This window comes from Allobosea sp. BK604, assembly GCF_004341515.1.
Classification (GTDB): domain Bacteria; phylum Pseudomonadota; class Alphaproteobacteria; order Rhizobiales; family Beijerinckiaceae; genus Allobosea.
On the sequence record NZ_SLZF01000003.1, the window covers coordinates 344,160 to 367,968 of the forward strand.

Genomic DNA, 23,809 nt, shown 5'->3' on the forward strand with positions numbered 1-23,809 from the left:
GCTCGTCCGATCAGCGCTTGCCTTCGAGCTGGGCCTTCAGCGCCGCGAGCTTGGCGAAGGGTGAATCCGGATCGGGCTCGCGGTCGGCCGGGCGCGGCTTGGGCGGCTGCTGGAAGCGCTCGCCGCGCTCCTCGCGGCGGGGTCCGCCCGGCCTCTGACCGTCGCGATCGCGCTTGAACTCCGGGCGCGGGCCGCGGTTCTGCTGGTCGGGGCGGCCATTGCGCTGCGGCTGGTCGCGGCGTGGTTGATCCTGACGCGGCTGGTCGTTGCGCGCCTGATCATGGCGCTGCGGCCGTTCCTGGCGCGCGCTCTCGGGCGAACCGGCGACGTTCTGGCCCTCTGCGGCGGCAGCCGGCCGGTCGCGTCGACGCTCGTCCGGACGCCGGTCGCGATTGGGACGGTCGCCACGCTCGCCGCGGTTGAAGCCGGGCTGGCGCTCGCCGGGCGCGCCGTCGCGGCGGCCACGATTGCCCTGCTCCGGCCGGCGTCCGCCACCCTGGTGGCGATGCGGCCGCCAGACCTCGATCATCTCGGGCTCGGCCGGGGCAGCGGGAGACTCCTCCGTCGCAGCGACCTCTGCCGGCGCAACCGCCTCGGTCGCGGGCTGCGTCTCGGTCGCCGCCTCCTCGGTCGTCTCCGGCTCGGCCGCCGGCAGCGCCGACATCATGTCCGCCGGAACCGGCTGCGGAATCTGCTGCAGCTCGGCCTCGGTCAGGATCGGTGCATCCGCCGTCTCCGGCGCAGCCGTATCGGCCACGACCGGCTCGGCAGCCTCGACCACCGGGGCCTCGGCCTGCTCGGCCGTCTCCGCTTCAGCCGCCTGCTGTGTCGGCTCGCCCGCCTCGGCAGGCTGCGCGGCCTCGCTGGTCTCGGAGGATTCCGTTGCCTCGGCGTTCAGCATCGCCTCGGTCTCGCCCGCCGATGCGGGAGCCTCGGTGACCTTGACCGGCTCGGTCGCGGCCGGCGGCGGGGCGAGCGGCACCGTGATGGCCGGACCTGGGCGCTTGACCGAGACATAGCCGAGCGAACGCAGGATCGAGGCGAAATCCTCGCCGGCGCAGCCGACGAGGGATGTCATCGCCCCGGTGACGACGAAGCCGTCCTGATCCGCGCTTCCGGCCGGCGGCTGCCCCTGCGTGGCGCCCGGCCGGTAGGCGATGGCCGGGCGGATTAGATCGGCGAGCCGCTCCAGGATGTCGACGCGCACGGCGCGCTCGCCGCAGACGCGATAGCCGGCAGCGCGATAAAGTCCTTTCGGCACCGCCTTGTCGACGGCGAAGGAGGTCCGGCCCGAGGCAGCGAGATGGGCGATATCGTCGAGCCCGGCCTGATCCGGCCCGCCATGCTTCAGCGTCCAGAGCTGGGCCGCGAGCGCCCGCGGCGCCGGCTTGAGCAGCGCGGGGACATAGAGATGGAAGGCGCCGAAGCGAATGCCGAGCTGGCGCAGCGCCGCGCGGCCCTCCTGGTCGAGCGCCTTCATCTCCTCGCCGACCTTGGCGCGTTCGAGCACGCCGAGCGCCTCCGCCGCCTGGTAGGCAATGCCGCGCGCGATCCCGGTCAGGCTCTCGGCATTCTCCAGCAGCTGGAGCGGCCCGAGCAGGCGGGTGATGTGATTCTTCAGCCAGGTGTTGAGCCGTCCCTCGACCTGCTCACGCGCCGGTCCGGTCAGATGTTCCTCGACCAGCAGGCGCAGTCGCGGCTCGAGCGCCTTCTCACCGGCCGTCAGGCGCGCCACCGGCTCGCCGATCCAGCGCACCAGGCCGTCATGCGACAGCACGAAGGCATCGTCCGCCGCGAGCACGACCCGCGCGGCACGCGCCTCGATCTCGCTGGCGAGCGCCTTCAGCGCCGCCATGTTCAAGGCCTTCGCCTCGGGCCCGCCCGCCTTCGGGTCCGCCGTGAAGCGAAAACCCTGCAGCATCCCGACATGCTGTCCCTCGACGAGCACATCGCCCGTCGCGGTGACCTCAGCCTCCAACATCGCATTCTCCCGCAAACGACGCATCAGCACGCTCGTGCGCCGATCGACGAAACGGCTGGCAAGCCTCTCGTGCAAAGCGTCCGACAGCTTGTCCTCTACAAGACGAGCCACCCCCTGCCAATGCTCTGGATCAGGTAGCCAGTCGGGACGATTGGCCACGAAGGTCCAGGTCCGTACCTGAGCGATGCGCGCCGAGAGCGTATCGATCTCGCCATCGGTGCGGTCGAGCAGGTCGAGCTGGGTCCGATACCAGTCGGGATCGAGCCTGCCATGCCGCATCAGCCTAAGATAGAGCGTTGTCGCAAGATCGGCGTGCTGCATTGGCGCGATCTTGCGATAATCGGGCAGGCCACAGACTTCCCAGAGCCGTTCGACGCCCGGGCGGCCATGCGCCAGCGCCTTCACATCCGGGTCGCGCGCCAGGATTTCCAGCGTCGTCATGTCCTCGGCGATCAGCGCACGCGTCAGCCCCGGCTCGGTCGGCAGCTGGTTCAGCGTGTCCAGCAGCCCAGGGATCGAGCGCAGGTCGAGATCGGAATTGCGCCATTGCAGCTGCCGAATCGGCTCGAACCGGTGGTCCTCGATCCGTTCGACCAGTTCCTGCTCGAAGGGCTCGCAGCGCCCGGTCGTGCCGAAGGTGCCGTCGCGGACATGCCGGCCGGCCCGGCCGGCGATCTGCCCGAATTCGGCCGGATGCAGCCTGCGGAAATGATGGCCGTCGAACTTGCTGTCGGCGGCGAAGGCGATGTGGTCAACATCGAGGTTGAGCCCCATGCCGATCGCGTCGGTGGCGACGAGGTAGTCGACATCCCCGGACTGGTAGATCTCGACCTGGGCATTGCGCGTGCGCGGCGAGAGCGCGCCGAGCACGACGGCCGCCCCACCCTTCTGCCGGCGGATCAGCTCGGCGATGGCGTAGACCTCCTCGACCGAGAAGGCGACGATGGCGGAACGCCGCGGCAGGCGCGTGATCTTGCGGTCGCCGGCGAAGGTCAGTTGCGACAGGCGCGGCCGCGTCACGACGTTGACGCCGGGAATGAGCTGCTCGACCACCGGCTTCATCGTGCCGGCGCCGATCAGCATCGTCTCGGCCCGGCCGCGCCGGTTGAGCAGCCGGTCGGTGAAGACATGGCCGCGGTCGAGATCGGAGCCGAGCTGGATCTCGTCGATCGCGACGAAATCCACCTCCAGATCGCGCGGCATCGCCTCGACCGTGCAGACCCAGAAGCGCGGCCGCTCCGGCTTGATCTTCTCCTCGCCGGTGACGAGCGCGACCGCATCCGCCCCAACCTTGTCGACGACGCGGCCATAGACCTCGCGCGCCAGCAGGCGCAGCGGCAGGCCGATCATGCCTGTCGGATGCGCCACCATGCGCTCGATCGCCAGATGCGTCTTGCCGGTATTGGTGGGGCCGAGAACCGCTGTGACGCCGCGCGAACGCACCGAGGGCGGGAGGGAACGAAGTGAAATCAAGTCGCGACCGATCGTGACATCCGGGCGGCTGCGCGACACCGGAGGCACTCGCGCTGACGCAAGGAAAGCGTTGGATTAGGCGGCGGAACGAGTCCTGAACGAAGCAAGCCCGAATCGCTGACTCAGCGAGAATCGGGATTCGTTCACGGCGATATCTCGTGGCATCGGCCACGATCGCCACAATATCTGGAATCGGGACACCGGCATGATTCCGCCTTTGTTCGCGAAGGCGCTGACAGCGCTGGGCTGTCGCTCCGGCCCCTACTTAAGCATGCCTTGCGACGAAACGAGAGGGGCAGCGTCATCGCATGCGCGCTGCAACGTGAAATGCTGCTGCGCAGGCAGTGGACTGCCTACAGGCAAGGAGCCTTGCCATCACGCTATCGCATATCCGTCCAGCGCAGTTCGCGCCGTGCTCAGCGTGCCCTACCGCTTGGCGCTAGCCGTTGTGCCCGGATCGACCTTGAAACTCGAAGCCTCGATCACGGCGGTGCCGACCATCGTCTTCACGGAGATACGCACCGGCACCATCATGTTCGTGCCGGCGACCGGCGCGAGCCAGGCGCTCATGTCGCGATTCTCGCGCATGAACTTGGTGCTCGGCCGCAATTCGCGATGGCCCGCGATCGGCACATAGCGCGCCTGGCAGACAGTGACCGGGCCGCTATAGCCTTCGAGCTGGACCTGCTTCGAGCCGGCATAGCTCAGCTTGATGTCGTAGCGTGCCGCGCCGTCGAAGATCGGCAAGGTCCGGTTGCAGGCGGCACCGGCGCCGCCCTTGCCGTCGACCGGCATCAGGAAGGCGCTGATCGGATCGACGACATTGCGCTTGTGGCTGTCGTTCAGCGGCACCCGGTCGGGCTTGGCATCGACCGGCGGCTCGACCGCGACGGCCTGCACGGCATTGCCGTCAAGCGCCATGCGCACGGTGCGGCTCTCGCTCGAACTCGCCGAGGTGACCGCGAAGGTCGAGGGCGAAACCCGGTTGCCACTGACATTGCCGGTCGCGGCGCCAGAGCCCCGCCCGCCGGTGAAGCTGCCGACGAGCCCGGTCAGCTTCGCGACCATGTCGATCTTGTAGCTGTTGGCATTGATGCCGCCGACGAGATTTGCGGTGCCGAGCGTCATGCCGAGCAGCGAAATATCGTATTTGGCATCGAGCGAAGCGGCGGCGGCCGGTGTTCCGAGCCCGACGGCGAGGATGAGCGCGGCGAGGCCAAGCCCAGAAAGGGGCGGCGCGATGGCAGGCTTCATCCAGCTCCTCCGGGCTCGTGATTCCGACGCATGATGCCGAGTGCTCGGCCTTAACCTTGGGACGACATCATGCTCAAAAATTCGTTAAGAGACGACTTCCAGGATGCGCCGTTTCCATCCCGCCGATCCTAGCACGGCATGCACTGCGAATCGGACTGAATCGTGGCCTCGTTCGCCGCATTTGGCGAGCGGCGTCTCAGCTCGATCGGTGGATGACGCAGGCGCGACACATTCGTCACGCGCGAGTGACGCTTGTCCTTGACGCGAACGGCCTGCTTGGCTATAGACCCGCGACTTCAATTTGACTTCCGGTGCTCATGTCCGGCACGTCGCGTGTCGGCATTTTTGTTTGAGCCTCCGGGTAAAGGGAACGAAACCATGGCCCGCCGTTGCGAACTGACCGGGAAAGCCACCCTGACCGGCCATCTCGTCAGCCACTCGAACCGTAAGACGAAGACCGTCTTCCGGCCGAACCTCGTCAATGTCACGTTGCAGTCCGACACGCTCGGTCGTGCCGTTCGCCTGCGCGTCTCGGCCAACGCCCTGCGCTCGGTCGAGCACCGTGGCGGCCTCGACGCCTTCCTGGTCAAGGCTCCGGCCGGCGACCTCTCGGTCGGCGCCCTCGCCCTGAAGCGCGACATCGAGAAGAAGCTCGCCGCCAACTGAGCGCGGGCTTCACGATCGATTGAATGAAGCGGCCGAAAGGCCGCTTTTTTCGTTTTGGCGCGGGCGCTGCCCGTCATTGCGAGCGCAGCGAAGCAATCCACGGGCCGCCGAGCTCTACGAGCCTGGATTGCTTCGCTGCGCTCGCAATGACGGCTAGGCCAGCTCGAATTCCAGCAGCAGCGTCCGCTGCAGGAACGAGAAATTATCGTCCGAGATCAGGGTCAGGATCGTCCGCCCCTGCGCCTGATGGACGCTGAGCCCTTCCATATTGTCGATTTCCTGGCCGAGATCGGCATCGATCAGATAGGGCCCGTCGAGCATCGCCCCCGGCCTGACACTCGCCCCGGCCACCCGCCTGATCCGCATGCCGACGCCGCTCAGCGGCTTGTACCAGCGCTCCAACAGCAGGAGATCGCCGCCCGGCAGGAAGGCGAGGTCGGTGATGTCGAAACCGTCATGGCGGCGCACCTGGAACAGGCCGGGCTGGCGACCGCCGATGATGAACCCTGCCGTCGGTTGGTCCTCCTTGCCGGAGCGCTCGGCGATCGCAATCAACGCGCCGGCCAGGGGATGGCCGGCAGGAGCGACGCCGAGCGCTTCCAGCCCGCGATTATTCGGCAGGCGCTTGACCTCGCGCGGCACCGGCATGATCCGTGCCCGCGCCTCGACGCCCTCCTTGGCCCAATCGAAGCGCAGGATGTCGTGCGTGCGCTCGACGCCGATATAGGCGATCCCATCGGCGATGCTCAGGCTTTCGGTGTCATAGTAGCGCGAGCGGGAGAGCGGCCGCCCGGACGCGCCGAGGATCGGCGAGAGCTCGGCACTGTCCAGCCCCGCGACCCGGCCGTTGCGGGTCACGACCTTCGCTGTCAGCCAGAAGCCGTTATCCGTGATGGCAACGAGATCCGCCCCATCGCGCGAGCGCCAGAGGCCGGACAGGCCGCCGAAGCGCGGGTGGCTGCCGGTGAGCGCAAGGCCACCGCGAAAGACCAGCTCGCCGAAGCGGCTCTTGCCGGGACTGCGCGGCTCGAAATGCTCGATCGGCCTGGCCGAAACCGTGATCGGGATACGCCCCGGCTCGACACTCTGCGCCAGCGCAGGCGCATTGATGGCCGCGGCGCCGAGGCCGCCGAGCAGGCCCCGCCGCGTCAGTCTCATTGCAGGCGACGCGAAACCGGGGCCTTCGTTGTCCCGCCGCCATCCTCCTCGAACAGCTCGGCGAGCTTCTCCGTCATCACGCCACCGAGTTCCTCGGCATCGACGATGGTGACGGCGCGGCGATAATAGCGCGTCACGTCATGGCCGATGCCGATGGCGATCAGCTCGACCGGTGAGCGCGTCTCGATCTCGGCGATGACATGGCGCAGGTGCCGCTCGAGATAATTGCCGGCATTGACCGACAGGGTCGAATCGTCGACCGGCGCGCCATCCGAGATCACCATCAGGATCTTGCGCTGCTCCGGCCGCCCCAGCAGGCGCTTATGCGCCCAATCCAGCGCCTCGCCGTCGATATTCTCCTTGAGCAGCCCCTCGCGCATCATCAGCCCGAGATTCTTCCGCGCCCGGCGCCAGGGCGCATCCGCCGCCTTGTAGATGATGTGGCGGAGATCGTTGAGGCGGCCCGGATTGGCCGGCTTGCCCGATTGCAGCCAGCTCTCACGCGCCAGCCCGCCCTTCCAGGCGCGGGTGGTGAAGCCGAGCAGCTCGACCTTGACGCCGCAACGCTCCAGCGTCCGGGCCAGGATGTCGGCGCAGGTCGCCGCGACCGTGATCGGCCTTCCGCGCATCGAGCCGGAATTGTCGATCAGCAGCGTCACCACTGTGTCGCGGAAATTCGTGTCCGATTCCTGCCGGAAGGAGAGCGGCTGGAACGGGTCGATGATGATCCGCGGCAGACGCGAGGGATCGAGCGCGCCCTCCTCCAGATCGAACTGCCAGGAGCGGTTCTGCTGCGCCATCAGGCGGCGCTGCAGCCGGTTGGCGAGGCGCGCGACCACGCCCTGCAGATGCGCCAGCTGCTTGTCGAGATAGGCGCGCAGGCGCGTCAGCTCCTCCGGATCGCACAGCTCTTCCGCCGTGACGATCTCGTCGAACTTGGTCGTATAGGCCTTGTAGTCGGTCAGCGGCCGGTCGTTCTGGCGGCCCTCGCGCGGGCGCGGGGCCTCGCCGGCCTCCTCCGACTCGGAGTTCTCGTCCTCGTCGTCCCAGTCGCCGGCCGGAGCATCGGCGGCCTCGGAGGCGCCCTCCTGCAATTCCTCGGTGGCGTCGTCGCTGACCTCGACCTCGGAGCGCTCGCCGCCGCTCTCCTGCTCGGCCTCGCCATCCTGCTGCTGCTGATCCTCGGAGGACTGGTCCTGGTTCTCGTCGTCCTCTTCCTCGTCCTGGCCCTGCGCGGTCTGCTCGGCCATGTCGAGCGAGACCAGCATGTCGCGGACGGTGCGGGCGAAGGCGCGCTGGTCCTCGACCGCGCCGGACAGCCGGTCGAGATCGGCGCCGGCCTTGGCCTCGATCGTCTCACGCCAGAGATCGACCAGCTTTGCCGCGGCCTGCGGCGGCTTCAGCCCGGTCAGGCGCTCGCGCACCATCAGCGCCAGCGCATCCTCCAGCGGCGCGTCGGCCCGGTCGGTGATCTCCTCGTAGCGGCCGCCGCGATGATAACGATCCTCCAGCATGGCGCCGATATTGCCGGCCATGCCGCTCATCCGGCGCGAGCCGATGCACTCGACCCGCGCCTGTTCGACCGCGTCGAAAACGGCGCGGGCGGCATCGCCCTCCGGCGCGGCGCGGCGGTGGACCGAGGCATCATGGCAGGCGAGCCGAAGCGCCATCGAATCGGAATGGCCGCGCAGGATCGCGACATCCTGCGCGGTCAGCTTGCGCGGCGGCTCGGGCAGGCGGGCGCGCTCGCCGATCAGCGAGGGCTTGTCCGCCGCGAAGACGATCTCGAGCTCGGGCTTGCGCGCGATCGCCTTCATCGCGCTCGAAATCGCGCGCTTCAGCGGCTCGGCCGGCGCTTCCTTGGGTTGCCCGGGCTTGCGGTTGGAGATGCTCATAGCGCCTTCACGAAGTGATGGATCCTTTGGCCTGCGACCGGATAATCCTCCATCCGGCCGCATTCGCGATAGCCCATGCGCGGGTAGAAGCCCGGCGCCTGAATGCTCATCGTAGCGAGATAAACACCGCGCGCGCCATAATCGCGCGCCGCCTGCTCGGCCATCGCCAGAAGCGCCTCGCCATGGCCGGCGCCGCGATGCGCCTCGTCGATCCAGAACAGGTCGACATAGAGCCATTCCCATTTCAGCTCGCCGACAAGGCCGCCGACCATGGCGCCGGCCTCATCGCGCAGGCTGAGTGCCAGCGGCTGCGTGTTGCGCGGCCCGATGCGGGCCTCGTTATGCGCGCTCAGGCCACGCAGCACCACCTCGCGGGTCGTGGCGAAATCCGCCTCATGCTGGACCGTGGCCGCTCCGGCCGCCGGCTCGGCGGCGCCCACGCATTCAGCAGCGATATCCGCCATGTTTCCGCTCCGTCAGCGCGAACGCCCGTCGAACAGCGTCGGCTCCAGATCGGTCGGTTCGACGCCGCCCAGACAGCGCACATTGACCGCGACCGTCGGCGTGCCATCCGGCGCCACCGCTTGCGCGAAGGATTCGATACCGCAGGTCTCGCAGAACAGATGCTGGATCTTCTGGGTATTGAACCGGTACTCGGTCAGCGCGTCCTCGCCCTTTTCGAGGGTGAAGGCGGTCGCCGGCGCGAAGGTCAGGATCGAGCCGCGGCGCTGGCAATAGGAGCAGTTGCAGGTGATCGTCCGGTCGAGATTGGCCTCGACCGTGTATGCGACCCGCCCGCAATGGCAGCTGCCCTGGTAACGCGCCATCGCCCGCCCCGCCTCAGCTCAGCACGACGTTAACGGCGCTCTCCGGCAGTTCCTTGCCGAAGGAGCGCTGGAAGAACTCGGCGACCAGCGCCCGCTCCATCTCGTCGCACTTGTTCAGGAAGGTGACGCGGAAGGCGAAGCCGATATCGCCGAAGATCGCCGAATTCTCGGCCCAGGTGATGACCGTGCGCGGGCTCATCACGGTCGAGAGATCGCCGTTCATGAAGGCGTTCCGGGTCAGGTCGGCGACGCGGACCATCTTGTTGACGATGTCCTTGCCCTCCGGCGAGGTCTGGTAGTGCTTCGACTTGGCGAGCACGATCGCGACCTCGTTGTCATGCGGCAGGTAGTTCAGCGTGGTCACGATCGACCAGCGGTCCATCTGGCCCTGGTTGATCTGCTGGGTGCCGTGATAGAGGCCCGAGGTGTCGCCGAGGCCGACCGTGTTCGCCGTGGCGAACAGGCGGAAGGCGGGATGAGGCCGGATGACGCGCTTCTGGTCGAGCAGCGTCAGCTTGCCGGATTGCTCGAGCACGCGCTGGATCACGAACATCACGTCCGGGCGGCCGGCATCGTACTCGTCGAAGACCAGCGCGATGTTGTTCTGCAGCGCCCAGGGCAGGATGCCGTCCTGGAACTCGGTGATCTGCTTGCCTTCCTTCAGCACGATCGCGTCCTTGCCGACGAGATCGAGGCGCGAGACGTGGCTGTCGAGGTTGACGCGGACGCAGGGCCAGTTCAGCCGGGCCGCGACCTGCTCGATATGGGTCGACTTGCCGGTGCCGTGATAGCCCGAGATCATCACGCGGCGGTTATGGGCGAAGCCGGCGAGGATCGCGATCGTGGTGTCGCGGTCGAAACGGTAATCGACATCGAGATCAGGCACATGGGCGTCCGGCTGCGAGAAAGCCGGCACTTCGAGGTCGGAATCGATCCCGAAGGTCTGGCGCACCGACAGCTTCATGTCGGGAAGGCCCTGGGCAGTCGTCGTTGTCATCATCGTGTCTCCGGGCGTGGGACAAGGACCGGGTGAAGACCGGTTGACCCGCAGCCGACCGAAAGGGGGAGGCGTATCCAACCCTAATTAGAGCGAAAGTCGCGGAGCGGCAATTCGCAAAGACTGAAGCCGGCAATTCGCAATAGGCATGCCAAGTTCCACAGCCATGCGCTGGAAGACGGGTCAGAGCCGCTTTTCAGCCCGGTCCGCCTGCCGTTCCGCCAGCAGACGCATGACGATCCCGGCGACCTTGCCCGCGCCATCGCGATCGATCGTCACACCCCCGGTGCGGTTCCGCTGCAGCGAGGCATCGACGGCCGCGCCCAGAGCCTCCGGCGTGAGCGGCTCCTCTCCCGAGAGCAGCAGGCAGCGGGCGAGGCCGGCGCGATCCATGGCCGCGGCCCGAATCGTCTGTTCGGTCTCGGCACCGGCATCGAAGGGCACGACGATGGCCGGCCGGCCGGCCCGAACCAGGTCGAGCACGGTATTGTAGCCGGCTTGGCTGATCGAGAGCGCGCAGCCGGCAAGCAGTGCCGGAAAGTCGGGCCGGACGCGTTCGACCACGACATGTGAAGGCGCCGATCCCTGCAGCCTGGCGAACTCCGCCTCGGCGATGCCGTGCCCGGCGAGGATGCGCCAGCGGCTGTCCGGGCGAGGGATGGCGGCAGCGATGACGATCTCGAAGAGCGGCAGCGACGCCGCCGAGCCGCCGCCGGAGACGATGATCTCGCCGTTCTCGACAGGCGAGAGCGCCTCCTCGGGGCCGGTCAGGTAGCCTGTATAATGCAGCGCCCCCGCCAGCTCCGGCCCGACCGGCCAGGACGCGTCGAGTGGCAGGAAGCCGGCATCGCCATGGACGAGCACGCCGGCGAAACGCTCGGCGATCCGCCGCTCGGCCTCGATGATCCGGTCCTGACGCGGCGTCACCAGCACGTCGCGGATCGAGGAAAGCGCAATGCTGTCCGGATTGGCGGCTTTCGCGGCAGCGATCAGGCCGAGAAACTCGTCGACGAGTTGTCGGCGGCCGAACGGAAAATGCTCGGTGATCACCACATCCGGCCGCAGGCTTTTCGCCAGATCGGTCAGCATCCTCATGCGCCCGGCCCGGCGCGCATCGTCGATCGGCCGGCCCTGCTCGTCGAGCAGGTTGCGGAAATCGAGCCCTTCCGTCTTGATCGGCGGCAATTGCACGAAGCTGAAAGCCTCGCCCGAGGCGGCGCGAATGGCCGTGCCGCCGCTCGCCAGCGTGACCTCGAAGCCGCCAGCCCCGAGCGCGCGGGCAAGATGCATCGCCCTGACCAGATGGCCGCTGCCGAGCAGATGCGTCACCGAGATCAGGACGCGCGGGCTCACGGACGCCCCTTCGCCAGCGAGCGCAGCAGCGCCTGGTGGATATGGTCGAGCCCGGCATCGGCCGAAAAATCCTCGCGCAGCCGCTTATAGGCCGCCCCGCCCAGGGCCAGGCGGCGGGCAGGGTCGCGGGCGAGTTCGCCAAGGCACTTTGCGAGCGCATCGACATCGCGAGGCGGAACCAGAAGTCCCTCGACGCCATCGCGCACGAATTCTGGAATGCCGGCGAAATCGGTGGCGACGATCGGCAGCGCCTGGCTTGCCGCCTCCATCACCACATTGGGCAGGCCGTCCCGATCGCCGTCTCCCGCCTGTTTCGACGGCAGCACGAAGAGGTCGGAGGCGCGCAGCGCCACGATCACCTCCCGCTGCGCCTTCGGCCCGAGCCAGGTGATGCGCCTGGTCAGTCCGAGCCGCTCGGCCTGCTCGGCAAGGGCCTTCAGCCTGTCGCCGCCACCGATATGGATGAGTTGCCAGTGCAGCTTGGCCGGAAGCCGCGCCAGCGCCGCGAGCAGATCGTCAAAACCCTTCTTCTCGACGGCGCGGCCGATGGTGACGAAACGCACGGGATCGGCTGGATCGCTGCCGTCGCGTGCCGCACGATCCGCGAGCGGGGCCGGAAAGCGAGCCAGATCGAGCCCGTGATAGACCAGCGCGACCTTGTCCGGCCGGTCCGACAGCCGCTGCAGCTCGCGATGGCCGTCGACCGTGCAGGTCACGCCCCATTGGGCCGCCCTGATCTTCTCGGACTTCTCCCAATCCGGGGTCGTCCAGATATCCTTGGCATGGGCCGAGAAGGAGAAGCTCAGGCGCCGCATCCGCGCCGCATAGCGGATCACCGAGGCCGGCGTGTGCAGATAATGCACGTGCAGATGCGTCACGCTGGCCGGCAGTTCGCGCGCCATGACACAGGCCTGGCCGAGCCGACGGATGCGGTTGGCCGTCGGCTCGCGCCAGAGGTCGCGCAGGAAGATGCCGAGCACGCCCAGGAACGAACCATTTGCCAGCACATGGCGCAGTCCCAGGAGCACGCGCCGCGGCTCGTCATGCAGATATTCCGGCAGGTAATGCACGGGAGCCGCGATCTCCTTGTGCATCAGGTGCTGCGCCCCGTCGGTCGGGTGGCGGAGCGACCAGATCGCGAAGGGCAGCCCGCGCCGCTGCAGGCCAAGCAGCTCCTGCGCAATGAAGGTTTCCGACAGGCGCGGATAGCCCTTCATCGCGATCGCGACCCGCGGCTGCACCTCGCCGCTCATCGCCGGCCGATCAGCATGAAGCGGGTGTAGTTCTTCTGCGGCAGCGCGCCGGCATAGAGCAGCTCGGAGAGGCCGGCCTGCGCCTTGAAGCTTTCGAGGCAGGCGACGCAGCTGCGATGGTCCGGCTCCCGGACATAATCGTTCGATTGCAGCAGCAGCGGCAGGCCGGGTGGCAGCGAGGCCAGCCAGCCGGGCACATCGTCGAGATGCTCGCAGCTCGTGTTGATGACGAGGCCGGGAGCAGCCTGTTGGCTCGCGAAATCGACAGCCATCATGTCGGCCGTGACCGTCCGGAACCGCCCCTCTGCGACATGCCGCCGATTCAGGCGCTCCGCGACCGGCGCGCAGCCGGGATCGATATCCAGGCTGAAGATCTCGCCGACCTTCAGCCGCTCGTCGTCGAGCAGCATCGCGCCGAGCACGCCATACCAGGCGCCGAGCACCCAGACCGGCCCTGCCGGCCGCGGCAGGATCTCGGCCAGGATATCGACCAGCCAGCGCTTGGAGGCGATCTGCTTATGGTTGAAAGCGACCCAGAGGTCATCGGGCATGCCATCGCCGACCAGCTTGGCGAGATCGCCCACGACCCGGTTGCCGGTCAATGCCGCAACGCCGCGCAGGATGTCGTAGAAGGCGTCCGGTGGGGCGTTGCTCATGTATTTCGCATAGTGTCGATCGATCCGGCCGGACCATAGGCAAGCCCGGCGGCAAAGGCCAGCCGGCCTGTGGACCCTCAGCCCTCCGAGGTCTCGTCTGCCGGCTTCTCCTTGGCGGAGCGCGACCTGCCGCGCCGCGGCCCGGGTCGCGGCCCGGCGGCGACCGCTTCGGCCGGGGCAGCGGTCTCGACAAGATCGGGCGCGGCAAAGGTCTGAGCCACCATCTCGCCCGAGTTCGGCCCGGGCGGCGGCGTCTCCACCGGCTCTTCTTCGCTCGCCGGGGCCTGTGGCGGCTTGGCGAACCCGAAGGCCGCCATCGGCTTGTCGCGTCCCTTGATCGGCACCTTGAGCGCAGTCGCGCTGCTGAAGCTGCGACCGGTCGCGGCGATCGTCGCCTCGGAGACGACGATATCGGCCAGCACGCGCCGCGTCGCCGCCTCCATTTGCGCAGCGATCATCACCGTCTCGCCGACCGTGATCTCATGGCGGCCGAGACTGTCGCTCTGCACCGCCCCGACCACGGCCTGGCCGGTATGGATGCCGATGCCGATCCGGAGCGGCAGCGGCAGGGCCGCGCCGAACTCGCGGTTCAGCGCCTCAACCGCGAGCACGATGTCGCCGGCGGCCGTGATCGCCGAGATGCCGGCCCGCGCCGCGCTGCCTTCGAGACCGAACACGGCCATGAAGCCGTCGCCATAGAAGGCATCGATGCGCCCGCCATGGGCGGTGATGGCCTGGCCCATCTCGTCGAAGAAGCGGTTGAGCAACCCGATCAGTTCATGCGGCAATTGCCGCTCGGACAGCGCCGAGAAGGCGCGCAGATCGGCCACCATCACGGTGAGCCCGCGCCGGCCGATGCTGCTGTCGAGCGCCAGGCTGTTCTGCGCCGCGGTGCCGAGCTTGGAGGCGAGCAGGATCTGCACCTGCAGGTCGTGCCGCGGCCTGATCTGGCAGGCGAGGCGCACGCGATCGGGCGCCGAGATCCGGCGCAGCAGTTTCGCTTCGTTCGGCCCTGGCACCGGCAGGTTCTCGGCCCCGTCCAGCACCAGGACACGGCAGGTGGCGCAGCGTGCCCGTCCGCCGCACAAGGCCGCATGCGGAATGCCGAAGCGCCGGAACATCTCCAGCACGGTAAGCCCGGGCGCGATCTTGCGCACGCCATGGCCGACGAAGCGCACGGTGATGGCGCGGGTCGTGCGCACCCTGATCTCGCGCCAGCCGACGAAGAGCGTGAAGAAGCCGACCAGGCCGAAGAAGGCCGACTTCGCCATGAGCACGTTGCGCTCCAGCGTGTGGCTCTGGACCTCGGTCATGACCTCCGGCGGCAGCGCCATCCTGTCCGCTTCGCGCCCGCCGACCATGAATCCGATCAGCGCCAGCAGCGGAACGAGGATCGCCAGCAGCAGGAACGGATCGCGCCAGCGCGCATAGCCGTCGCGCCCGCGGAAGGTGAAATGCAGGCCGATCATGCCATGGATCCAGACCAGCAGCAGCAGCAGCGACTGCGTCGGCGCATAATGCGGCCAGAGCCGGCGCAGCACGGTGTGGTAGCTCTCGTCGAGATGGAAAACGCTGCCCATCACCCGCGTGTTGACGATATGGTCGACGAGCAGCAGCGGGATGGCGAGCCCGAGCGCGATCTGCAGCAGCTCCCGCGCCGGCATGCGGAACGTCCTGCGCTGGGCCACGCGCAGCAGCGCGAAGACCGGGTGCACGATCAGCGCGCCGTAGAGCACGATCGTGCCCGGCCAGGAATGCCACAGCGCATAGCGCCAGTTCTGCACCATCTCCATCGCCTCGAGCCCGGCAATGCCGACGGCGTGGTTGAGGAAATGCGTGGTGGCGAAGAACAGCAGGACAAGGCCGGAGACCAGCCTGATGTCCCGGCTCCAGGACGAGGCCTGCTCCATCCCGGCGCTCAGGCCGGAATTCTCGCGCCGCGTGTTCGCGGCCTGGGGGAGGCTCATATGCCCCCCCGCCGGGACTTGAACCTGCTCAATGCACCTTCTCGCCGCTATGCAGCACGGAATCCGCCAGCCTGTAGAGCCGCGAGGCGAGATCGCGCGACAGCGCGATGCTGAAATCCGGGATTGTCTCCAGCAGTTCGAAGAACAGGTCCTTGGGCAGGCGCAGCGTCGCCACGTCGGTCTTCGCCGTGAGTTCCCCGATATAGCGCTGGCCGCTCAGGAGCGGCACGTCGCCGAACAGGCTCCCGGGCCGGAAGGTGAAGCGCCGTGCGCCGCCATCGGCGCCGACCTCGGCCAGCTCGGCCTCGCCTTCGAGGATGAAATAGACCCCTTCCGGCTGCTCGCCCTCGCCGAGGATGATCGTGCCGGCATCGAAATTCAGGCGCTCGCCCATCAGGGCCACGAGCTTCAGTCGCGGACCCGGCAGGGTGCGGAACAGCGGAACACTCCTCAGGCAGGAGAGATCGGCTTCGAGCGTCATGGTCGCGCCTCCATCCGTTCGGCGACCGGAAGCGCCGGCGACACGATGTCGCCCGCCCCTTGGTCTTCCCCGTCGCCGTCCTCGATCACGCCGGAGGGTCCGTGGAACACGATCCTCGGCGTGATGTCATTGGCAAGACTAGCATCTCCAAGAAGTAGGAACAGTGTCATTCCGGCGCAATGCTCACGCAGGCGGCGGATGATCTCCGGCCCCTTGCTCGTGGTGGCGATGAGCGCGGTGGGATCGAGCACCGCGATCTGCGGCGCCTTGATCAGGGCCTCCGCCAAGGGCACCGCGAGCCTGAGCCGCTGCGGCAGGTAGCGTCCGCGAATGCCGCAATCGGTGTCGAGCCCGAGCCGGTAGAGCTCCGCCTCCAGCCCCGAGCGCGAGAGCGCGGCGCGGATGATCTGCGCGACCTTCTTGCCGGCATCGGCGACGCCGAAGCCGATCCGGCCGAAGAGCAGGTTATCGCGCACGCTGGCGCCATGCATGATCTTCTGCGGATCGTAGAACTCGATATCGCCGGCAGCATCGGCCGGCAGATGCGCCTTGAAGCTGGCGCGCGCCCTGAGCAGGCGCCGGCGCAGGGCGTCGCCGACCAGGTTCAGCCTGTGCTTGGGCTCGATATAGCCGAGCGCGAGCGCAACCAGGTCCCGCTCCGTCTCCGGATCGAGCGGCTGGCGCATGTCCTGCTTGGCGAGCGTCGCCGCGAGCTCGTTCAGCTTCTCGAGGTCGAAGCTCGCACCGAACGTGTAGCGTTCGAACAGCGCATGGCCCTGCGGCAGGCCCTCGAAGATTTCGACCACGGTCGAGACGATCCGCGCGCCCACTTCGGCCAGCGGCTCGATCAGCGCCTCCGCCTGCAGGATGGCGCGGGCATAGGGCTCGCCCAGCAGGTGCTCGTTGGCGAAGCGCTCGCTCCGGCGCGTGCCGAAGATCAGGTTCTCGGCGATCGTCGCGTTGGCGTTGTAGCTTTCCGGATCGAAGGCCTGGACGATGCCCGCGATCTTGCTCTTGGCGAGCTCGTTGGAGACCGCCTCGCGCGCCTCGATGATGCTGTCCCGCACATGCGCATCGAGCGGGGCATAGAGCTTTCCGTCGAGACCGAGCTCATAGACGTCCTCGGCGACGCCGAGCACCTCCAGCACCCTGCGGATATGGGCCTCGAGATCGTCGCCATTGCTCAGGCCTGCGCCTTCGTAATCCGTCCAGTCGGCCGTGAACGGGAATGGCGTATTGCCGGAGCGCAGGGCCTCGATGAAGCGATGATGCTCCTGCGCCGTCAGCTTGCCGTCCGGATGCGGCTTCGGGCGGTGGCGCTTCAAGGGCAGCAGGATGTTCTCGCGCAAGGTGCCGTTGATGATTTCGCCATCCTGGCCGGCATAGCCGATGAGATGGCTCGCACGCTCGACCGAGAGCCGGCCGAGATTGGTCCGGTCGATCATCACCCGGCCGGAATAGGACATGATCTGCCGCCCGAGAATGCGGCCGAGCACGTCGCGGGCGCCGCCATCGGGGCCGATGATCGCGGCCACGCTCGGGCGCGGCACGCGCAATGACAGCGGCATGAGCAGCGGCTGGCCGCGATTATCCAGCACCTCGACGCTATCGAGACGGATCTCGCCCGTATCGGGCAGCCGCGTGACGCCCTCCTCCTCGGCGAGCACCAAAGTCTCGTCCGTATTGAACTGGCTGATCACCTGCTCGTATTTGATGGTGACGTCATTGCGCTGCTGGTCCCAGTCGATCAGCTCCTTGATCGGCGGCGGCAGGTCGCGATAGGCGGCGATCACGGCGACGAGCTGGCCGATGTCGAGGCGGCCCTGGAGCGCGAAATAGCCGCCGATCGCGTAGAAGAAGAACGGCGTCACCTGAGCCAGCAGGTTGTTCAGGAACTTGACCGCGAATTTGCGCTTGTAGAGCGCGTAGCGGATGTCGAACAGCGTCCCGAGCCGGCCGGCGATGTCGGACTGCACATAGGCCGTCGCGCCATGGCCCTGGATCGTCGGCCCGGCATCGACGACTTCGCCGATCCGTCCGGCGAGCTGGCGCGAGGCGATCTGCCGCTCGCGCCCCAGCCTGAGCTGCTCCTTGCGCAGGATCGGGATGATGATCGCCTGCGCGATCACGATCAGCAGCGCGATCGAGCCGAGCCAGACGCTCTGCGCCATGATGAAGACCAGAGCCGTCATCGCCTGGCTGAGCAGGAAGATCGGCTGGATGAAGGCATCACCGACGAAGCCGCCAATCGGCTCGACCTCGTCCTTGATCATGCTGGCGACCTCGGCCGGCTTGACCGAGCGCATCTCCTCGGGCCGGAACCGCATCAGCTGGCTGAACAGGTCGTAGCGCATGCGGCGCAGCATGCGCTCGCCGAGAATGCCCTTGCGGACGTTGATGACGTATTTGAAGGCGCCGTTGATCAGCACCAGCAGCAGGAAATACAGGCTCAGGCCGAGCAGCAGCCCGAGCTGATTGACCTGGATACCGTCGAACAGATGGAAGCGCGCGCCGCCGAGGAATTCCGGCATGCGGATGGTGAAGTCCATCAGGGTCGTGGTCGTCTTGCCGTCCTTGAACGCGCCGCCCTGGATCGCATCGTTGACGATGCGCTTGGGCACATCGAACGAGATCCAGTTGAACGGGATCGAGGCGAAGATGATCAGCAGAACGACAATCTGTTCGCCGCGGCTCTTCTGCCAGACGTAACGGAAGAGGTTTGTCTCCAAGGGGCGGTCCTGTCTGGCGGGGCGGGAGCCCGCCCGCCAATCGCTTAACCTGCTCTGCGACATATGTGTGTCAGGTACGGGTCCAGCGCAATGTCGCACTGCGGCAAGTGCGACGCTTGCATGACGAGCAGCTTGCATGGTTCGATCACGTTTGGTGGAGGAAAACGAATGGGCCTGAGGCGTGCCGGAGGCTGGCGCAGGCATGCCCTGGGGCTCGCGCTGCTCGTGGCGGCGGCCTCGCCTTCGCTTTCGGGACCGGCCGACGACCCGGCGCAATTGCTCCTGAAGGACGATTTCGAAGGCACGGATTTCGCCGCAAAGGGCGGGCTCTTCTATAAGGACAGCATCGAGCAGCGTGCCGGGCGCGTGACGTTCCAGAACACCGATGTCGAAGCCGGCACCGGCGCGGTGACGCTCTCGGTCAATCCGGCCTGTGGTAGTCACGCCGATGCCGATTGCGCCGAGCGGGCCGAGGTCTGGGAGCGGCCGGAAGTGCTCGCCGGCTATGACCAGACGGTCTGGTATGGGCTATCGGTCAATCTCGACGACCCCGTGCCGCAGGACGATGCCCGCTATGTCATCATGCAATGGAAGCGTGAGGCCCTTCCCCTAGGGGATGGCGACTATTCGCCGTTCATGGCGGTCAGGCTCTACCAGGGCCATCTCGGCGTCACCGTCGAGACCGACCTGGTCGAGACCTATCCTATCGGCGGGCCGGACCGCCCGGACGGCTGCAGGCCGGGCGAGGCGCTCGTCCTGAACCGGCCCACCGTCGGTCAGACCCGCGCTCTCGTCGCGATGGAAACGGGCACCAATCGTGCCAACTACCCGGGTTATTTCGATTCCTGCACGAGCGCGATCACGGTCACCCGGCATGGCGAGCTGCCCCCGGCCCAGAACGGCTGGATCGACTTCGTCTTCCGCTCCAGCCCGGGGCCGCATGGCAACGGCCATGTCGAGATCTTCGCCGATGGCCGCCCGATCGCCAGCGTGCGCGGCCATATCGGCCATGACGGTCCGGGCTTCGACAAGAACCAATATTTCAAGTTCGGTCCATACCGGGCGCCGAGCGCGCTGCCATGGAGCGTCACCTACGACAATTTCCGGCGCGGCCCGCGTTGCGCCGATGTCATGCGGGGCGGGCAATGTCCGCTCGACTAGGAGCCGTCACGCGTATCTCGATCGAGACGAGGATTGGCAAGGCCAAGCTTTCCACGTCTAGTAACAACATCCCGGCAGGCGGGAGCTAAACAGGGTTTTCGGACGTTAGCGGCTCATGGACATCTTGCGGATCAGCGATTTGCGGATCGGCTTCACAATTCACGGGCTTGCCCGCGAGGTCGTGAAGGGCGTCAGCCTGCGCGTGCCGGCCGGCAAGACGGTGGCGCTTGTCGGCGAGTCCGGCTCGGGCAAGTCGGTGATCTCGCAGGCGATCATGGGCCTGCTGCCGCGCGCCGGCGGCATTACCGGCGGCGCGATCCGCTTCCGCGATCCGCTGGCGCCGCAAGAGGTGATCGACATCGCCGCGCTGGAGCCGGAGGGCCGCGAGATCCGCGAATTGCGCGGCGGCCGCATCGGCATGATCTTCCAGGAGCCGATGTCTTCGCTCTCGCCGGTCCATACGATCGGCAACCAGATCGAGGAAGCGCTTCAGCTCCACCGCCCGACGCCGAAGGCCGAGGCGCGCGGCCTGATCGAGGCCATGCTCAAGCGCGTCGGCTTCAAGGACCCGCCGCGCGCCTACGATACCTACTCGTTCGAGCTCTCGGGCGGCCTGCGCCAGCGCGCCATGCTGGCCATGGCGCTGATCTGCCAGCCGGCGCTGCTGATCGCCGACGAACCGACGACCGCGCTCGATGTCACCATCCAGGCCCAGGTGCTCGACCTGATGCGCGATCTCCAGGCCGAGATGGGCATGGCGATCCTGCTCATCACCCATGATCTCGGTGTCGTCGCCAACATGGCCGACGAGGTCGTGGTGATCTATCACGGCGAGATCATGGAGAGCGGCCCGGTCGAGGACATCTTCCGGCACCCGCGCCATCCCTATCTCAAGGCGCTGCTCAAGGCCTCGCCGCATTTCGACATGCAGGAGGGCGAGCGGCTCGTCGCCTTGCGCGAGGCGCGCCCGCGCCAGAAGGCGGCGGCGCGCGTCGCTCGGCCTCGCGCTGCCAAGGCCGATGCGGCGCCGCTGCTGAGTGTGCGCGACCTGCGCAAGACCTATACGACCGGCGCGCGCAGCTTCTTCGGCAAGGGCAGCCTCACGACCATCACCGCCGTCGACGGCGTCAGCTTCGACATCGCCCGCGGCGAGTGCCTCGGCCTCGTCGGCGAGAGCGGCTGCGGCAAGACGACGGTCAGCAAGATCATCATGCGGGCCGTGACGCCCAATGCCGGCACGGTTACCTTCGACGATGGCCAGCAGCGCTGCGACATCCTCGCGCTCAAGGGCGAGGAGCTGCGACGTTTCCGCCAGAAGGTGCAGATGATCTTTCAGGATCCGGTCTCCTCTCTCTCGCCGCGCATGACCGTGATGAACATCCTGCGCGAGCCGCTCGTCATCCATGAGCGCGGCGACGGCGACGAGCAATTCGCCCGCGTCCGCAGCCTGATGGAGGACGTGGGCCTCGATCCGCGTTTCCTCAGCCGCTATCCGCATTCCTTCTCGGGCGGCCAGCGCCAGCGCATCGGCATCGCCCGCGCGCTCGCGCTAGATCCGGAACTGATCATCTGCGACGAGCCGGTCTCGGCGCTCGACGTTTCCGTCCAGGCGCAAATCCTCAACCTGCTCAAGGACCTGCAGGCCGAGCGCGGCCTGACCTTCCTGTTCATTTCCCATAATCTCGCCGTGGTGAACTACATGGCCGATCGCATCGCGGTCATGGCCAATGGCCGCATCGTCGAGATCGCGCCGCGCCATGCGCTCTTCACCACCCCGGTCCACCCCTACACCAAGGCGCTGCTGCGCTCGGTGCCCTTCGCCGATCTCGACCGCAAGCTCGATTTCAAGCTGGTAGCGCCGGGCGGCGCTTCCGATATGAGTCACTGGGCCCCGGCCTTCCGGCCGGAACCCGATGGTGCGGGCCTGGCCCCGCTCGCCCTGGGCGAAGGCCATTATGTACTGGCCCGCCCGAGCGCCGATATCAGGGAGGTGGCATGATGACCTCGCATCCCTCGCGCCGCTCCGCGCTGAAGCTCGGCGCCGCCGCCCTTACCGCGGCCGGCCTGCCGCGTCTGGCCTTGGCGCAGGACGCCGCCGCCAAGCCCGCGAGCTATATCGACAGCCCGTTCTGGGCCGAAAAGGTCGCCTCCGGAGCGCTGCCGCCGCTCGAGCGGCGCCTGCCAGCGGTGCCGCGCGTCATCCCCGTCGTCGCCCCGGAGCGCCAGCCCGGCCGCCATGGCGGCACGATCCGGACGCTGATGGGCGACCAGCGCGACATCCGTTTCATCACCGTCTACGGCTACACCCGGCTGCTCGTTTACAACGAGGAACTCGACCTGGTTCCCGATGTGCTCGAAGCCGTCGATGTCCAGGAGGGGCGCATCTTCACGCTGAAGCTGCGCGCCGGCCATCGCTGGTCCGATGGCAGCCCCTTCACCACCGAGGATTTCCGCTATTGGTGGGAGGATGTCGCCAATAACAAGCGGCTCTCGCCGGGCGGGCCGCCGCAGGCGCTGCTCGCCGCCGACGAGCCGCCAAAGGTCGAGATCCTGAGCGAGACCGAGATCCGCTACAGCTGGAGCAAGCCGAACCCGGTCTTCCTGCCGTCGCTGGCCGATCCGCAGCCGACCTATATCTACATGCCCTCGGCCTATCTGAAGCAGTTCCACGAGCGCTACGCCGACAAGGACACGCTGCAGGCCAAGGTCAAGTCGGTCAGGGTCCGGGACTGGGGCTCCCTGCACGAGCGCTATTCGCGCATGTACCGGCCCGAGAATCCCGAATTGCCGACGCTCGATCCCTGGCGCAACCTGACGCCGCTTCCGGCCGAGCTGTTCACCTTCCAGCGCAACGCCTATTTCCACCGCGTCGATCAGAACGGCCGGCAATTGCCCTATGTCGACGAAGTGACGATGACGCTCGGCACCGCGGCGCTTGTCCCGGCCAAGACCGCAGCGGGCGATTCCGACCTGCAGGCGCGCTATCTCGCATTCGCCGACTACACCTTCCTGAAGGATGCCTCGAAGCGGATGAATTTCGAGGTCAAGCTCTGGAAGCGCGCGGAGGGTGCCTGGTTCGCGCTGATGCCGAACCTGAACGCGATCGACCCGGTCTGGCGTGATCTCAACCGCGATGTCCGCTATCGCCGCGCCCTCTCGGTCGCGATCAACCGCCCGGACATCAACAAGGTCATCTTTTTCGGCCTGGCCAAGGAGAGCGGCAATACCGCGCTGCCGGGGAGCCCGCTCTTCAGCGCCGAGAATGCGACGATGTGGACCCGGTCCGACCCGGCACTGGCCAACCGCCTGCTCGACGAGATCGGCCTCGGCAAGCGCGACGGCGACGGCGTGCGCCTGCTACCCGACGGCCGCCGCCTGGAATTCACCATCGAGACGGCCGGCGAAAGCACCGAGGAGACCGACATCCTCGACCTGATCAAGCAGGATTTCTACCATGTCGGCATCAAGATCTATCCGCGCTCGACCCAGCGCGACGTCTTCCGCCGCCGGATCATCGCCGGCCAGACGATCATGTCCGCTTCCTCGGGCATGGACAATGCGCTGGTCGCGGCCGAGATGGAGCCCGATGCGCTGGCACCGACCTCCTCGGCCCAATTCCAGTGGCCGCGCTTCGGCCAGTTCCACGAGAGCGGCGGCCGCGAGGGCGAGAAGTCCGATATCCCCGAGGTCAAGGAGCTCCTCAGGCTCTATCACGCCTGGCGCAGGAGCTCGACCCATGAGGAGCGGCGCGACATCTGGCAGCAGATGCTGCGGATCAATGCCGAGCAGCTCTTCACCATCGGCGTGATCAACAGCACGCTCCAGCCCATCGTGGTCTCGCGCCATCTGCGCAACGTGCCGGATACGGGTTTCTACAGCTTCGAGCCCGGCGCCTTCTTCGGCCGCTACATGCCGGACGCCTTCTGGTTCGACGATGAGCGGCAAGTGAAGAGCTGAC

At 67.4% G+C, this 23,809-nt stretch carries 17 protein-coding genes; 4 read left to right on the forward strand and 13 right to left on the reverse strand.

All coding sequences use genetic code 11. From position 1 onward, the window contains the following. Positions 1 to 10: 10 nt before the first annotated feature. Together EV560_RS11080 and EV560_RS11085 are read right to left on the reverse strand one after the other, a co-directional pair. The gene (locus EV560_RS11080; RefSeq protein ID WP_131856205.1) at positions 11 to 3,451 is read right to left on the reverse strand and encodes a helicase-related protein; all 3,441 of its coding nucleotides are present in this window, start codon (positions 3,449 to 3,451) and stop codon (positions 11 to 13) included. Positions 3,452 to 3,880: 429 nt separating this feature from the next. Continuing rightward, entirely contained in the window at positions 3,881 to 4,708 is an 828-nt protein-coding gene (locus EV560_RS11085) for a DUF3108 domain-containing protein (protein ID WP_131855810.1), read from the reverse strand. Between the two features lie 378 nt (positions 4,709 to 5,086). Between EV560_RS11085 and rpmB the strand changes: the two genes are divergently transcribed. Beyond that, positions 5,087 to 5,374, forward strand: a complete 288-nt coding sequence (rpmB, locus tag EV560_RS11090) for a 50S ribosomal protein L28 (protein ID WP_131855811.1) — start codon at positions 5,087 to 5,089, stop codon at positions 5,372 to 5,374. A 153-nt stretch (positions 5,375 to 5,527) separates the two neighbouring features. On the opposite strand, the gene EV560_RS11095 is transcribed toward rpmB, so the two are convergent. The 11 genes from EV560_RS11095 to EV560_RS11145 all read right to left on the reverse strand — a co-directional run bounded on the left by EV560_RS11095 (position 5,528) and on the right by EV560_RS11145 (position 18,690). Beyond that, a complete protein-coding gene (locus tag EV560_RS11095) occupies positions 5,528 to 6,532 on the reverse strand; it encodes an esterase-like activity of phytase family protein (protein WP_131855812.1) in 1,005 nt (334 codons plus the stop codon). Next, positions 6,529 to 8,427: a cobaltochelatase subunit CobT gene (gene cobT / locus EV560_RS11100; RefSeq protein WP_131855813.1), complete on the reverse strand. Its 1,899-nt coding sequence runs from the start codon at positions 8,425 to 8,427 to the stop codon at positions 6,529 to 6,531. The genes EV560_RS11095 and cobT overlap by 4 nt, the downstream gene beginning before the upstream one ends. Next, positions 8,424 to 8,891: a GNAT family N-acetyltransferase gene (locus EV560_RS11105; RefSeq protein ID WP_131855814.1), complete on the reverse strand. Its 468-nt coding sequence runs from the start codon at positions 8,889 to 8,891 to the stop codon at positions 8,424 to 8,426. The genes cobT and EV560_RS11105 overlap by 4 nt, the downstream gene beginning before the upstream one ends. Before the next feature lie 12 nt (positions 8,892 to 8,903). Further along, positions 8,904 to 9,254 carry a GFA family protein gene (locus EV560_RS11110; protein WP_131855815.1) on the reverse strand — a complete coding sequence of 117 codons (351 nt, stop codon included), beginning with the start codon at positions 9,252 to 9,254 and terminating at the stop codon, positions 8,904 to 8,906. A 13-nt stretch (positions 9,255 to 9,267) separates the two neighbouring features. Continuing rightward, a complete protein-coding gene (gene cobS, locus EV560_RS11115) occupies positions 9,268 to 10,254 on the reverse strand; it encodes a cobaltochelatase subunit CobS (protein WP_131855816.1) in 987 nt (328 codons plus the stop codon). A 180-nt stretch (positions 10,255 to 10,434) separates the two neighbouring features. Beyond that, a complete protein-coding gene (locus tag EV560_RS11120; protein ID WP_131855817.1) occupies positions 10,435 to 11,604 on the reverse strand; it encodes a glycosyltransferase family protein in 1,170 nt (389 codons plus the stop codon). After that, complete coding sequence (locus tag EV560_RS11125; RefSeq protein WP_131855818.1) at positions 11,601 to 12,857, reverse strand: glycosyltransferase; 1,257 nt, start codon at positions 12,855 to 12,857, stop codon at positions 11,601 to 11,603. Before EV560_RS11125 ends, EV560_RS11120 begins: the two co-directional genes overlap by 4 nt. Then, complete coding sequence (locus EV560_RS11130) at positions 12,854 to 13,513, reverse strand: class I SAM-dependent methyltransferase (protein WP_131855819.1); 660 nt, start codon at positions 13,511 to 13,513, stop codon at positions 12,854 to 12,856. The genes EV560_RS11125 and EV560_RS11130 overlap by 4 nt, the downstream gene beginning before the upstream one ends. Positions 13,514 to 13,590: 77 nt before the next feature. Next, the gene (locus tag EV560_RS11135; RefSeq protein WP_131855820.1) at positions 13,591 to 15,480 is read right to left on the reverse strand and encodes an adenylate/guanylate cyclase domain-containing protein; all 1,890 of its coding nucleotides are present in this window, start codon (positions 15,478 to 15,480) and stop codon (positions 13,591 to 13,593) included. 28 nt (positions 15,481 to 15,508) lie between these two features. Next, positions 15,509 to 15,961 carry a Crp/Fnr family transcriptional regulator gene (locus tag EV560_RS11140; RefSeq protein WP_131855821.1) on the reverse strand — a complete coding sequence of 151 codons (453 nt, stop codon included), beginning with the start codon at positions 15,959 to 15,961 and terminating at the stop codon, positions 15,509 to 15,511. Then, positions 15,958 to 18,690: an ABC transporter transmembrane domain-containing protein gene (locus EV560_RS11145; RefSeq protein WP_165923418.1), complete on the reverse strand. Its 2,733-nt coding sequence runs from the start codon at positions 18,688 to 18,690 to the stop codon at positions 15,958 to 15,960. The genes EV560_RS11140 and EV560_RS11145 overlap by 4 nt, the downstream gene beginning before the upstream one ends. Positions 18,691 to 18,858: 168 nt before the next feature. Here EV560_RS11145 and EV560_RS11150 point away from each other — a divergent pair, with 168 nt between their 5' ends. The 3 genes from EV560_RS11150 (at position 18,859) to EV560_RS11160 (ending at position 23,808) form a co-directional block, all read left to right on the forward strand. Then, complete coding sequence (locus tag EV560_RS11150) at positions 18,859 to 19,851, forward strand: heparin lyase I family protein (RefSeq protein WP_131855823.1); 993 nt, start codon at positions 18,859 to 18,861, stop codon at positions 19,849 to 19,851. A 115-nt stretch (positions 19,852 to 19,966) separates the two neighbouring features. Further along, positions 19,967 to 21,850 (forward strand): ABC transporter ATP-binding protein, encoded by a 1,884-nt coding sequence (locus EV560_RS11155; RefSeq protein ID WP_131855824.1) that lies wholly within the window; start codon positions 19,967 to 19,969, stop codon positions 21,848 to 21,850. Further along, complete coding sequence (locus tag EV560_RS11160) at positions 21,847 to 23,808, forward strand: ABC transporter substrate-binding protein (RefSeq protein ID WP_131855825.1); 1,962 nt, start codon at positions 21,847 to 21,849, stop codon at positions 23,806 to 23,808. Before EV560_RS11155 ends, EV560_RS11160 begins: the two co-directional genes overlap by 4 nt. Position 23,809 lies beyond the last annotated feature (1 nt).

Excerpts from the sequence above, each read along its gene's own strand:
- EV560_RS11095 (WP_131855812.1), bottom strand. The coding sequence starts at position 6,532 with ATGAGACTGACGCGGCGGGGCCTGCTCGGCGGCCTCGGCGCCGCGGCC.
- EV560_RS11105 (WP_131855814.1), bottom strand. The coding sequence starts at position 8,891 with ATGGCGGATATCGCTGCTGAATGCGTGGGCGCCGCCGAGCCGGCGGCC.
- cobT (WP_131855813.1), bottom strand. The coding sequence starts at position 8,427 with ATGAGCATCTCCAACCGCAAGCCCGGGCAACCCAAGGAAGCGCCGGCC.
- EV560_RS11140 (WP_131855821.1), bottom strand. The coding sequence starts at position 15,961 with ATGACGCTCGAAGCCGATCTCTCCTGCCTGAGGAGTGTTCCGCTGTTC.
- EV560_RS11130 (WP_131855819.1), bottom strand. The coding sequence starts at position 13,513 with ATGAGCAACGCCCCACCGGACGCCTTCTACGACATCCTGCGCGGCGTT.
- EV560_RS11110 (WP_131855815.1), bottom strand. The coding sequence starts at position 9,254 with ATGGCGCGTTACCAGGGCAGCTGCCATTGCGGGCGGGTCGCATACACG.
- rpmB (WP_131855811.1), top strand. The coding sequence starts at position 5,087 with ATGGCCCGCCGTTGCGAACTGACCGGGAAAGCCACCCTGACCGGCCAT.
- EV560_RS11085 (WP_131855810.1), bottom strand. The coding sequence starts at position 4,708 with ATGAAGCCTGCCATCGCGCCGCCCCTTTCTGGGCTTGGCCTCGCCGCG.
- EV560_RS11125 (WP_131855818.1), bottom strand. The coding sequence starts at position 12,857 with ATGAGCGGCGAGGTGCAGCCGCGGGTCGCGATCGCGATGAAGGGCTAT.
- EV560_RS11160 (WP_131855825.1), top strand. The coding sequence starts at position 21,847 with ATGATGACCTCGCATCCCTCGCGCCGCTCCGCGCTGAAGCTCGGCGCC.
- EV560_RS11135 (WP_131855820.1), bottom strand. The coding sequence starts at position 15,480 with ATGAGCCTCCCCCAGGCCGCGAACACGCGGCGCGAGAATTCCGGCCTG.
- EV560_RS11150 (WP_131855823.1), top strand. The coding sequence starts at position 18,859 with ATGGGCCTGAGGCGTGCCGGAGGCTGGCGCAGGCATGCCCTGGGGCTC.
- cobS (WP_131855816.1), bottom strand. The coding sequence starts at position 10,254 with ATGATGACAACGACGACTGCCCAGGGCCTTCCCGACATGAAGCTGTCG.
- EV560_RS11155 (WP_131855824.1), top strand. The coding sequence starts at position 19,967 with ATGGACATCTTGCGGATCAGCGATTTGCGGATCGGCTTCACAATTCAC.